9 protein-coding genes are annotated in these 12,073 nt (G+C 73.8%); 1 reads left to right on the top strand and 8 read right to left on the bottom strand.

Features of this window, described 5'->3' with window-relative positions; all coding sequences use genetic code 11:
* Positions 1-25 precede the first annotated feature (25 nt).
* From ACF9IK_RS26335 to ACF9IK_RS26310, 6 genes are all read right to left on the bottom strand, one after another.
* On the bottom strand, positions 26-820 hold the full coding sequence (locus ACF9IK_RS26335) for a hypothetical protein (protein ID WP_395296570.1): 795 nt from the start codon (positions 818-820) through the stop codon (positions 26-28).
* A gap of 82 nt (positions 821-902) precedes the next feature.
* Positions 903-1,715: an ABC transporter permease gene (locus tag ACF9IK_RS26330; RefSeq protein ID WP_395296569.1), complete on the bottom strand. Its 813-nt coding sequence runs from the start codon at positions 1,713-1,715 to the stop codon at positions 903-905.
* A complete protein-coding gene (locus ACF9IK_RS26325; RefSeq protein ID WP_395296568.1) occupies positions 1,712-2,695 on the bottom strand; it encodes an ABC transporter ATP-binding protein in 984 nt (327 codons plus the stop codon). Before ACF9IK_RS26325 ends, ACF9IK_RS26330 begins: the two co-directional genes overlap by 4 nt.
* Positions 2,696-2,788: 93 nt before the next feature.
* Positions 2,789-4,024 (bottom strand): NYN domain-containing protein, encoded by a 1,236-nt coding sequence (locus ACF9IK_RS26320; protein ID WP_395296567.1) that lies wholly within the window; start codon positions 4,022-4,024, stop codon positions 2,789-2,791.
* Between the two features lie 291 nt (positions 4,025-4,315).
* Positions 4,316-5,362: an aspartate-semialdehyde dehydrogenase gene (locus ACF9IK_RS26315; protein WP_395296566.1), complete on the bottom strand. Its 1,047-nt coding sequence runs from the start codon at positions 5,360-5,362 to the stop codon at positions 4,316-4,318.
* Positions 5,363-5,471: 109 nt separating this feature from the next.
* A complete protein-coding gene (locus tag ACF9IK_RS26310; RefSeq protein WP_395296565.1) occupies positions 5,472-6,362 on the bottom strand; it encodes a dihydrodipicolinate synthase family protein in 891 nt (296 codons plus the stop codon).
* 72 nt (positions 6,363-6,434) lie between these two features.
* Between ACF9IK_RS26310 and ACF9IK_RS26305 the strand changes: the two genes are divergently transcribed.
* Positions 6,435-7,322, top strand: a complete 888-nt coding sequence (locus tag ACF9IK_RS26305) for a LysR family transcriptional regulator (RefSeq protein WP_395296564.1) — start codon at positions 6,435-6,437, stop codon at positions 7,320-7,322.
* A 39-nt stretch (positions 7,323-7,361) separates the two neighbouring features.
* On the opposite strand, the gene dnaE is transcribed toward ACF9IK_RS26305, so the two are convergent.
* A complete protein-coding gene (dnaE, locus tag ACF9IK_RS26300) occupies positions 7,362-10,895 on the bottom strand; it encodes a DNA polymerase III subunit alpha (RefSeq protein WP_395296563.1) in 3,534 nt (1,177 codons plus the stop codon).
* Between the two features lie 370 nt (positions 10,896-11,265).
* Positions 11,266-12,048 (bottom strand): hypothetical protein, encoded by a 783-nt coding sequence (locus tag ACF9IK_RS26295; RefSeq protein ID WP_395296562.1) that lies wholly within the window; start codon positions 12,046-12,048, stop codon positions 11,266-11,268.
* Between the last annotated feature and the right edge of the window lie 25 nt (positions 12,049-12,073).

The following is a 12,073-nucleotide window of genomic DNA, read 5'->3' as shown; positions in this document are numbered from 1 at the left end:
GCGCCGATCCGCCCCCGCCCCGAACTCAGCCCAGCCGGTCGTCCGGCGGCCGCGGCCCGTCCTGCGGCCGCCCCGCCGGGCCGGGAGCGGCGCCGGCCTGGCCCGGAGCGGCGTCCGTGGGACCGGACGGGAGACCGTCCAGCGGCTGCTGCCCGGCGTAGGGACCGGCCCAGTACGGCGGCGGGTCCTCCTCGCGCTTGCCGAACGCCGCCGAGAGCGCCAGCAGCACCACCATGGCGGCCATCGGCCAGGCCAGCAGCGCGCCGTACGCCCCGAGGTCGATGTCGGCGTTGAAGTGGCCGCCGTCGCCGACCCGCTTCGCCTCGGCGACCAGGTCGTCGGCCGGGCCGAGCCGGCGGCCCAGGCCCCAGGCTCCGGCCGAGGCCAGCAGGCCGCCGACCGCAAGGCCGACCGCCACCGCGATCCCGCCGCCGCGCCGCCGGGTGGCCAGGAAGGCCCCGAGTGCGGTCAGGACGCCCATGCCCAGACCGATCAGGACGAACATGCTGTCGGCCCCGGCCCGCTGCTCGCCCTCCGGGTCGCCGTAGAGGATCTTGTTGCCGTCGACCACCAGCGGCACCTTCGGCGCCAGCCACGCCCAGAGGGCCGCCATCGCCACCCCCAGCACCAGGCAGACCAGCACCGTGACCGCCCCGACCTTCAGCTCGGGCAGCAGCCGGTGGAGCGCGGGTCCGTCCGCCTTCCGTTCGAAGGCCCGGGCCGGCGCCGCCGGCGGCGCGAACGGGTTCGGGGCGGAGGTGTCCGCGTCGGCACCCGCAGCCGCGTGCAGGGGATCCGGAGGTGTGTTCGGTACGGTCACCCGCCCATCGTTTCACGAGCGCCGCCGGAACGGACCCGCCACCCGCACCGTGGACGCCCGGGCCGAGCGGCCACGACACCAGCTACCGGGTGGTGGCCCGCCGGTAGGCCCAGGTGGCGACGGCCAGCGACACCACGCCTACACCGGCGCAGACCGCGAGGTCGCCCGCCACCTCCGCCCAGTCCGGATCGGCGGCGAAGGTCCGGGCGAAGGCCTCGACCCCGTACGTGGAGGGCAGCAGGTCGCGCAGCCAGAGCACCGGCTGCGGCAGGTGGTCCACCGGGAGCACCCCGAGCAGCAGCGCCGCCGACATGCCGAGCTGCCCCAGCATCGTGGCGATCTCCTGCCGGGGCGCGAGCAGCCCGCAGGCCGCGCCCAGCCCGGAGAGCGCCGCCCCGGCCAGCGGGACCACCGCGAGCAGCACCCAGAGCTGCCCCAGCGGCAGCCCGAACATCACGGCCCCCGCGGCGGCGGTCACCACCGCGCCGGGCAGCGTGAACGAGGCGTACGCGGCGGCCGCGCCGAGCACCACCGAGGCGGCGGGGACCGGCAGCGTCGCGTAGTGGTCGAGGCCGCCGGTCGCCCGCAGCCGTCCGAAGTACTGGGCCAGCAGGTTGAGCGCCACGAACGCCACCACCAGCACGCTGGACCCGGCCACCACCGAGCGCGCGGCCGCCGTCTCCCCCGGGTCCACCACGCCGCGCATCATCACCAGGATGCCGAGCGACTGGAAGGTCGCGACGAACAGCAGCGGGATCCGGGCCACCTTGGCGCGGGCCAGCTGCGCCCGGTACACGGCGGCCAGCGCGGGCAGCAGCCGGGCGGCCGGGGCCAGCGGGGCGGGCCCGGGGTCCGTCGTCCCGCTGGTCTGCGGCGGCGCGGAGAGCAGCGTCACTTGACCAGTCCTCCATGGCGGCCGCCCAGCTTGAGGTAGGCGTCCTCAAGGCTCGGGGTGGCCAGGGTGAAATCGTCCAGGGCGGCGAAGGCCGGGCCGGTGGTGACGGCTGCGACCAGCTCGCGGGCCTCCTCGGGGGTGGTGCGCACGGTCCAGCGGCGGCCGGTGCGCTCGGCGCGCCCGGCCAGCTCCGCGACGGCGGGCACGTCGAGCGGTGCCTCGTCCCGCCAGACCAGGTCCAGCCGGACGTCGCCGTCGACCAGGGCCTTGAGTCCGCCGGGCGTGTCACAGGCGATCACCCGGCCGTCGTCCAGCACGGCGACCCGGTCCAGCACGGTCTCCGCCTCGATCACGTTGTGGGTGACCAGCAGCACGGTGGTCCGCCGCTCGGTCCGGCGCCGCTCGACGGCGCTCCAGACCGCGCGGCGGGCGACCGGGTCCATGCCGGTGGTCGGCTCGTCGAGGACGAGCAGCGGCCGCTCCCCGACCAGCGTGGCGGCGAAGCAGGCGAGCCGGCGCTGGCCGCCGGAGAGCTTGGCGAGCGGGCGGTGGGCGAGCGGTTCGAGGGCGAGCTCGGTGAGCACGTCGGCCGCCTCCGCCCGGGCCTGCGCCCGGCTCAGGCCGCGCAGCCGGCCGGTGGTCTCGGCGGCGAGCGCCACGGTCAGCTCGTCCAGCGCGGTGGACTCCTGGCCGAGGTAGCCGAGCAGCCGGGCGGCCCGCTCGGGGTGGCGGACCACGTCGTGGCCGAGGATCTCGACGGAGCCGGAGTCGGGCCGCAGCAGCCCGGTGAGCTGGCGGACCAGGGTCGACTTGCCGGCGCCGTTGGGTCCGAGCAGGCCGAAGATCTCACCCTGCCGCACGGTCAGGGTGACGCCGTCGTTGGCCCGGACGTCGGCGGCCGCGGCACCGCGCCCGGAGCGGTACGTCTTGACCAGGTCGCGTACGGCACAGCACGGCGAGGTCGCCTCTGGACGGTTCACGCGGTGCCCTCACTCACGAGCGAAGACTCTACGCCGTGCGGCCCGCGAACCGGACAAGGGGGCCTGATCACCCGGAAGGGACGGCCGCTGCGGTCAGTCGTCCACGACGATGTCCCCACCGGGCACCCGCCCGGACAGCTCCTTCCAGAAGCCGGCCCGGATCGCGTACCGGTCGTGCTCGTCGATCTGGTCGTCCTTGTGTGCGAGCAGCCCGAACCGGGCGGCGTAGCGCAGGAGCTCGCCGTCGACCCGGTGCGGGATGCGCGGGTAGTCGGGCCAGAGCACGGTGAGCCGCTCGGCGTTGCCGATCCGCTCGCACCAGCGGCGGGCGAACACCTGGCCGACCTCGTGGGCGTCGCCGCCGATCGAGGTGATGTCCTCCTCGCGGTCGGCCCAGCGCTGCTCGGCGGTGGTCAGCTGGGCCAGGGTGGGCAGGCAGTCGCCGGCGGTGGCGGCCTGCTCGGCGGCGGGCCGCTCCACCCAGCCGCGGTCGGAGGACCAGCGCAGCACCGGGCCGGCCGGGTGGCCCGCGGCGGCGGGCGGCGCGGCGGCGGGCGGCGCGGCGGCGCTGCGGCCCGCTATGTCCTTGGGCGTCGGGACCACCTTGAGCGCGGTGGCGGCCGCCGGGGCCGCGCGCCCGTTGGCCGCCGGCACCGCGGCCGGGGCCGACCCGGGGCGGACCGCCGGCGCCGGCACCACACCGGGCGGGCCGGCCGGCGGCGCGGCCAGGATCTTGGCGATCTCGTGCCGCGGCCCGGGCGCGGGGAAGACGGCGGCGTTGTCGCGCAGGCTGAACGATCCCTCGATCCACTCCCGGTCGAGCACCCGCCGCTCGTCGGCCTCGCCCACCAGGTCCTCGGACTGGTTGAAGTCGCCGTCGGCCGCCTGCAGCGCCCAGAGGTGGACGACCACGCCGTGCTCCTTGGCGGACATCATGCCGGGCAGCAGGTCGCCGTCGCCGGTGATCAGCACGACGTCGGCGCAGGCCCGGTTGCGGGCGAGTTCGGAGAGCTCGGCGTGCATCGCGGCGTCCACGCCCTTCTGCACCCAGCGGCCCTCGGCCCGGGTCAGCGCGCCGAGCCGGACGGTCACCCGGGGCAGCACCCGCAGCCGGCGGTGCTCGGGCATCGGGCGGCGGTCGGGGGCGGCGTCGAACCAGTAGATCCGCAGCAGCGGCAGGCCGGTCTCGGCCTCGGCCCGCTCGCGCAGGGCGGTGATCAGCGCGGTGTGGTCGACGGTGACCCGGGAGCGCGCAGGGTCCCCCGCGAGCAGGCTGGCGGCGGCGCCCAGCAGGTATCCCGCGTCCACCAGGACGACACAGCGGTCCATCGCGCACCTCTTTCCGCTCGCCCTCGGGGTCAGGCGCCGCCGGTCGCTGTGCCGGGTGGGCGCGGTCCGCCCGGCGGCCGGGCCCGGACGGGGCGAGGGAGGCCCGCAGCCGCCCGATCGTTGGGTCACCTTTACCCCTCGTTCGCGCGCCGAACCTCGGCGGACGTCGCGGTCCGGCAACGGCCCGGAACGCGAGGGAGCACGAGAAGACGCGACGGCCCCCGTCCCGGAGGACGGGGGCCCGCTCGGCGCCCGGCTGCGGCCGGGCGCGCGGCACGTGCGGCCGGGTGCTCAGCCCCGGAGCTCGGCGGCGACCAGTTCGGCCAGCTGGACGGCGTTGAGCGCGGCGCCCTTGCGCAGGTTGTCGTTGGAGACGAACAGCGACAGGCCGTGCTCCACGGTCTCGTCGGCCCGGATGCGGCCGACGTAGCTCGGGTCGCGGCCGGCCGCCTGCAGCGGAGTGGGGATCTCGCTCAGCTCGACGCCGGGGGCGCCGGTGAGCAGCTCGACCGCGCGCTCGGGGCTGATCGGGCGCTCGAAGCGGGCGTTGATCTGCAGGGAGTGGCCGGAGAAGACCGGCACGCGCACGCAGGTGCCGGCCACCTTCAGCTCGGGGATGCCGAGGATCTTGCGGCTCTCGTGGCGGAGCTTCTGCTCCTCGTCGGTCTCGTTGGAGCCGTCGTCGACGATCGAGCCGGCCAGCGGCACCACGTTGAAGGCGATCGGCCGCTGGTAGACCTTCGGCTCGGGGAACTCGACCGCACCGCCGTCGTGGGCGAGCGCCGAGGCACCGTCGACCACCTTGGCGGCCTGGTCCTGCAGCTCGGCCACACCGGCCACGCCGCTGCCGGAGACCGCCTGGTAGGTGGAGACGACGAGCGCGGCGAGGCCGGCCTCCTCGTGCAGCGGGCGCAGCACCGGCATGGCGGCCATGGTGGTGCAGTTCGGGTTGGCGATGATGCCCTTGGGGCGGTCGGCGATCGCCTCCGGGTTGACCTCGGAGACGACCAGCGGGACCTCGGGGTCACGGCGCCAGGCGGAGGAGTTGTCGATCACGACCGCGCCGGCCGCGGCGACCTCGGGGGCGAGCGCCTTGGAGGTGGCACCGCCGGCCGAGAAGATCACGATGTCCAGGCCGGTGTAGTCGGCCGTGGCCGCGTCCTCGACGGTGATCTCGGTGCCCTGCCACGGCAGGGTGCGCCCGGCCGAGCGGGCGGAGGCGAACAGCCGCAGCTGCTCCACCGGGCCCAGGCCGCCCTCGCGACCCGCGCGCTCCGCCAGGATCTCGCGGACCACGCCGCCGACCTGGCCGGTGGCCCCGACAATGCCGATCTTCATTCCGACAACTCCTCTTGATGTTGCTGTTCACAGCCGCACTCCGCCCATCATGCCTTGCCACGGGCGGGGCGCGACCTGGCATTCCACGGTGTGAGAGGCCCGAACCCGCTCAGTGGTCCAGACCGATGGCGAGCTCCAGCGCCCGCGCGGTCTCCGCCGGGCCGGCCGGCAGCAGCGGCAGCCGCACCGCCGGGGTGGGAATCAGACCCTGGGCGTGCAGCACCGCCTTGACCACGCTCGGGTTGGGCGCGGCGAACGCGGCGGCTGACAGCGCGGTCAGCCGGCGGCCCAGCGCGCGGGCCCGCGGGACGTCCCCGCGCTCCCAGGCGGCGGCCAGCTCGACGAACCGGGCGGTGGCCAGGTGGGCGGAGGCCAGGATGCCGCCGGCCGCGCCCAGGGCCAGCATCGGCGCGAGGAAGGTGTCGTCCCCGGCCAGCACCGCGAAGCCGGCCGGTCCGGCGGCGAGCAGCTGCACGGCGTCGTGGTCCATCGCGCCGGTCGCGTACTTGACGCCCGCCACGCCCGGCAGGAGCGCGAGTTCGCCCAGCGCGGCGGCCGAGAGCGCCTGCCCGGTGCGGTACGGGATGTGGTAGACGACCAGCGGCACCGAGCTCGCCGCGGCCAGCGCCCGGACGTGCGCCAGCGTCCCGGCCTCACCCGGGCGGACGAAGGACGGGACGGTGACCAGCGCGGCCGCCGCGCCCGGCACCCGCTCGCGCAGGCCCGCCAGTTCCTCGGCGGCCGCCCGGGTGTCCGGACCGCCGGCGCCGACCACCAGCTGCCCGCCGAGCTCGGCGCAGACGGCGGCACAGACCTCGACCACCGCCCGCTTCTCCGCCGCGTCCAGGGTGGCCGGCTCGCCGGTGGTGCCGAGCGCGACCAGCCCGGCCGCGCCGCCGGCGAGCACCGAGCGGGCCAGCTTGTCCAGCGCGTCCAGGGCGACCGAGCCGTCGGCGGCGAAAGGGGTGACCAGGGGGACGTAGATGCCCTTGAGTTCCATGGCCACGATCCTGCGATCCCGCCGCCCCGCAGGTCCAGTTCACATTTCCGAGGCTTCTCGTAAGCTGAGCCGATGCTCGACGTCCGACGCCTGCGCCTGCTGCGCGAACTGGCCCATCTCGGCACCATCGCCGCCGTCGCCGAGGCGCTGTCTTTCAGCCCTTCGGCCGTCTCCCAGCAGCTGTCCGTCCTGGAGAAGGAGGCCGGCGTCCCGCTGCTGGAACGCACCGGGCGGCGGGTGGCGCTCACCCCGGCCGGGCGGAACCTGGTGCGGCACGCCGAGGCGGTACTGGAGCGGCTGGAGCAGGCGGACGCCGAACTCGCCCACGCCCGTGAGGGGCTGGCCGGTCCGCTGCGGATCGGCACCTACCCGTCGGCGGCCAAGGCGATCATCCCGGCGGTCCTCGCCGAGCTGGCCGGCTGGCACCCGTTGCTGGAGCCGATGGTGAACGAGGTGGACCCGGCGGCCGTCGCGGCGGCACTGCGCGCGGGCGAGCTGGACGTGGCGCTGGTGCACGAGTACGACCTCGTCCCGGCCGAGCCGGAGCCCGGCCTCGCGGTGACCCGCCCGGTGTTCACCGAACCGATGTACCTGGCGGCCCGCGCCCCCGGCACGGTCGCCGAGCACCGCGCCGCGCCGTGGATCATGGCGCCGCCGGGGACGCTCTGCCACACGATGGCCGTCCGGGCCTGCGAGAGCGCCGGCTTCGCTCCCCGGATCCGGCACCAGATCGACGACTTCGCCACCGTGCTGGCCCTGGTGGCGGCCGGTCAGGGGGTGGCGCTCGTCCCCCACCTGGGCATCGCACAGCCCCCGCCGGGGGTGGTGCTCACCCGGCTGCCGATGTACCGGCGCACCCGCGCCGCCTTCCGCGCGGGCGCCGGCTCCCATCCGGCGGTCTCGGCCTTCGTCTCGGCCCTGCACACCGCCGTGCCCGCGGGACTCGGCGGCGGGTCCTGATCCTGCGGGATCAGCGCCGACCCGCCGCCGGTGGCGGGATCACCCCGCCAGGCAGCTCGGCCCGAGCAGCTGCTTGAGGTCCCCGAACAGCGCCGGGTCCGACTTCACCCGGTGCCGGTCCAGCCGCAGCACGGTGGTCTTGTTCCGCGCCTCCAGCCGGACCCGCACCTCCGTCGTCCCCCGGTGGCTGCTCAGCACCTCGCCGAGCCGGGCCACCAGCGGGGGCGTCACCTTGCCGCTCGGGATGTTGATGACGATCGGCGCCTCGGCGTGCGCGTTCGACAGGTCGGGGACGGACAGCTCCATGCCCATCAGCCGGGGCACGTCCTCCCGCTTGTCCAGCTTCCCTCGGACGAACACCACGGCGTCCTCGACCAGCTGCGAGGAGACCAGCTGGTAGCTGGCCGGGAAGAACATGCAGTCGATCGAGCCGGCGAGGTCCTCGACGGTGGCGATCGCCCAGGCGTTGCCCTGCTTGGTCATCTTCCGCTGCAGGCCCGAGATGATGCCGCCGATGGTGACGATGGTGCCGTCCGGCCGCTCCGCGAGGTCCGCCACCGCGCAGTCCGCCTTGTCGGCGAGGACGTGCTCGATGCCGTGCAGCGGGTGGGAGGAGACGTACAGGCCGAGCATCTCCCGCTCCTGGGTGAGCAGGAAGGACTTCTCCCACTCCTCCTCGGAGAAGACCACGTCCAGCCCGAAGCTCGGCTCGTCGCTGGTCGCGTCGCCGCCGAACAGGTCGAACTGGCCCTCGGCCTCCTTGCGCTTGACCCCGACGACGTTGTCGATCATCGGCTCGAACTGCGCGGTCAGGCCCTTGCGGGTGTGCCCGAGCGAGTCGAAGGAGCCCGCCTTGATCAGCGATTCGACGGTCCGCTTGTTGCAGACCACCGACTCCACCTTCTCCAGGAAGTCCGGGAAGGAGGCGAACTTCCCCTTCGCCTTCCTGGTCCGGATCATCGACTCGACGACCGGCCCGCCGACGTTGCGGATGGCCGTGAGTCCGAACCGGACGGTGTCGTTGCCGTGCGGGGTGAAGTCCGCGTCCGACTCGTTGACGTCCGGCGGGAGCACGTTGATGCCCATCTTGCGGCACTCGTTGAGGTAGACCGCGGACTTGTCCTTGTCGTCCTTGACCGAGGTGAGCAGACCGGACATGTACTCGGCCGGGTAGTTGGCCTTGAGGTACGCGGTCCAGTAGGAGACCAGTCCGTACCCGGCGGTGTGGGCTTTGTTGAACGCGTAGCCGGAGAACGGGACCAGGACGTCCCAGACCGCCTGGATCGCCGCGTCCGAGTAGCCGCGCTCCCGGCAGCCCTTCTGGAACGGGACGAACTCCGCCTCCAGGATCTCCTTCTTCTTCTTGCCCATCGCGCGGCGCAGCAGGTCGGCCTGGCCGAGCGAGTAGCCGGCCAGGATCTGAGCGGCCTTCTGCACCTGCTCCTGGTAGACGATCAGGCCGTAGGTGGGCCGGAGCACCTCCTCCAGGGGCTGCTCCAGCTCCGGGTGGATCGGGGTGATCTCCTGCTGGCCGTTCTTGCGCAGCGCGTAGTTGGTGTGCGAGTTGACGCCCATCGGGCCGGGCCGGTACAGCGCGAGGACGGCGGAGATGTCCTCGAAGTTGTCCGGCTTCATCAGGCGCAGCAGCGAGCGCATCGGCCCGCCGTCGAGCTGGAAGACGCCGAGCGTGTCGCCGCGGGCCAGCAGCTCGTAGGTGGGCTTGTCGTCCAGGGGCAGATCAAGCAGGTTGATCTTGATGCCCTTGTTCTTCTCGATCGCCTTGACGGCGTCGTCCATGATCGTCAGGTTGCGCAGGCCGAGGAAGTCCATCTTGAGAAGGCCGAGGCCCTCACAGGTGGGGTAGTCGAACTGCGTGATGGTGACGCCGTCGGTGTGCCGGGTCCACACCGGGATGTGGTCGGTCAGCGGCTCGGCGGACATGATGACGCCGGCCGCGTGGACGCCGGGCTGGCGGATCAGGCCCTCGATGCCGCGCGCGGTGTCGATCACCTTGCGGACGTCGGGGTCGGTCTCGTACAGCCCGCGGATCTCGCCGGCCTCGCCGTAGCGCGGGTGCGAGGAGTCGGTGATGCCGGAGAGCGGGATGCCCTTGCCCATGACGTCCGGCGGCATCGCCTTGGTGATCCGGTCGCCCATCGCGTACGGGTAGCCGAGGACGCGCGAGGAGTCCTTGATGGCGGCCTTCGCCTTGATGGTGCCGTACGTGACGATCATGGCGACCTTGTCGGATCCCCACTTCTCCGTCACGTACCGGATCACGTCACCGCGCCGGCGCTCGTCGAAGTCGATGTCGACGTCGGGCATGGAGATGCGCTCGGGGTTGAGGAAGCGCTCGAAGATCAGGCCGTGCGGGATCGGGTCGAGGTCGGTGATGCCCATGGCGTAGGCGACCAGCGAGCCGGCCGCCGAACCACGGCCGGGACCCACCGCGATGCCCTGGCCCTTCGCCCACATGATGAAGTCGGCGACGACGAGGAAGTACGCCGGGAACCCCATCTGGATGATGGTGTCCATCTCGTACTCGGCGAGCTTCTTGTGCTCCTCGTCGTACCCGTCCGGGAAGCGCCAGTCCATGCCCTCCCACACCTTGGACTTGAAGAAGTCCGCCTCGGACTCGAAGCCCTCCGGGATCGGGAAGCGCGGCATGAGGTTGCGGAACTCGAACATGCCGCTGGTGTCGACCCGCTCGGCCACCAGCAGCTGGCTGTTGCGGCAGCCCTCCTGCCAGGCGTCCGAGGAGTCCAGCGCGTACATCTCGGCGGCCGACTTGATGTAGTAGCCGGTGCCGTCGAAGCGGAAGCGGTCCGGGTCGGAGAGGTTCTTGCCGGTCTGCACGCAGAGCAGCAGGTCGTGGGCGCCGGCGTCGGCCTCGGTGGTGTAGTGCGAGTCGTTGGTGACCACCGGCGGGATGCCGAGCTTCCTGCCGATCTCGACCAGCCCGTCGCGGACCCGCTTCTCGATGTCGAGACCGTGGTCCATCAGCTCCAGGAAGTAGTTCTCCTTGCCGAAGATCTCCTGGTACTCGCCGGCCGACCCGAGCGCCTCGTCGAACTGCCCGAGCCGGAGCCTGGTCTGCAGCTCGCCCGAGGGGCAGCCGGTGGTGGCCATCAGGCCGCCGGACAGCTCGGCGATCAGCTCCTTGTCCATCCGGGGCCACTTCACCAGCCAGCCCTCGGAGTACGAGCGCGAGGTCAGCTTGAAGAGGTTGTGCAGGCCCTCCTTGTTCCGGGCCCAGATGGTCTTGTGGGTGTAGGCACCGGACGCCGAGACGTCGTCCTTCTTCTGGTGCGGCTGGCCCCAGAGGACGCGCTTGGTGTTCGAGCGGGACTCCGGCGCGACGTACGCCTCGATGCCGATCACCGGGGTGATGCCCGCACCGGTGGCCTGCTTGTGGAACTCGGCCGCGCCGTACATGTTGCCGTGGTCGGTCATCGCGACGTGGGTCTGGCCCAGCCGCTCGACCTCCTTGAACATCTGCTTCAGCCGGGCGGCTCCGTCCAGCATCGAGTACTCGGTGTGGACGTGCAGGTGCGCGAACGGCTGATCGCTCAAGGCGGGGCCTCCGGAGGCTCGTGCTTGTCTGGTTGGCCGGCGAACGTGCAGGTCACAGAGGGTGCCTGGAAACAGATACGGTCCGAGCCACTCCCGGGGCCCGGACCAGCACTCACACGTTCACGCCCCTACTCTAGCCCCCGGGCGCACCCGTCTCCGGCCATGCGCCGCGCCTCGGAGGACGGCCCACGCCTCATCCGCTGCCCGCCGACACCGACCACGCCGAGGCGATCGCGGTGACGGGACCGGCCTCACCCGGATGCCGGTCGACCTCGCGCACGCCCGCGGCGCCCGGGCCCGCGCCGGACACCTGCTGTCCGCGGCCCCTACCGCAGCGGCCGCGTCCCCGGCCCGTGGGCCCGCTCGGGGGTCAGCGACGCTTCAGGGCCGCCAGCCGTTCCCCGGCGGCGGCCCTGACCCCGGGCTCCTCCATCGGGTCGTCCCGCAGGTACGCCAGCCGCTCCCGCACCTCCGGCCGGTCCGGCGCCTGCGCCACGGCCGACAACCGCTCGTTCCCCTCGCAGCCCCACAGGCACTCGACGTGGATCTCCTCCAGTCCGGCCGGATCGATCGCCGCCAGCGCCTCCAGGTAGCCCGCCCGTTCGTACGAGTGCGGCGTCCAGAGCCAGAACCGCCGCAGCAGCGACACCGCATCGCGGGCCCCGGCCCCGAACCGCGCCAGTCCCCGGGCCACGCCGTCCGGACCGCACCACTCCCGCTCCACCCAGGCCCGCTCCAGCTCGGCGACCAGCGCCGGAACGTCCTGCACCCCGCCGCGCTCGACCGGCCCCCGGTGGGCGGCGCCGTCCGCGCCCTCCGGCGCGCGGCCGCCCAGCGCCCGCCGTGCCTGCACCGATCCGCTCGCCGCGAGCAGCCCCAGCACGCGGGCCGCCTGTCCGCCCGCCGCCTCCCCCCGGCCGAGCCCGTCCGCCACCGGTTCCAGCGGCAGCTCCAGGTCCCTCACGAGCCGCGCCAGGTACACCGCGCGCTGGTCGGCCTCCCCCCACCGCCAGTCCCGGCGGATGCATCCGTACACCAGCTCGGCGGCGGCCGCCGGGTCCTCGGCGGCCATCCGCGCGCCCAGCCCCCGGCCCCGCTGCACCAGCCCGATCAGCGTCCCCGCCGGGGCGTACCGGCCGTCGCTCATCCTCATGTCCTCGTCCTCCCCGCCCGAGCGG

The organism is Kitasatospora hibisci, from assembly GCF_043950205.1.
Classification (GTDB): Bacteria; Actinomycetota; Actinomycetes; order Streptomycetales; family Streptomycetaceae; genus Kitasatospora; species Kitasatospora hibisci.
This window is presented reverse-complemented; position numbering and strand designations above follow the sequence as displayed.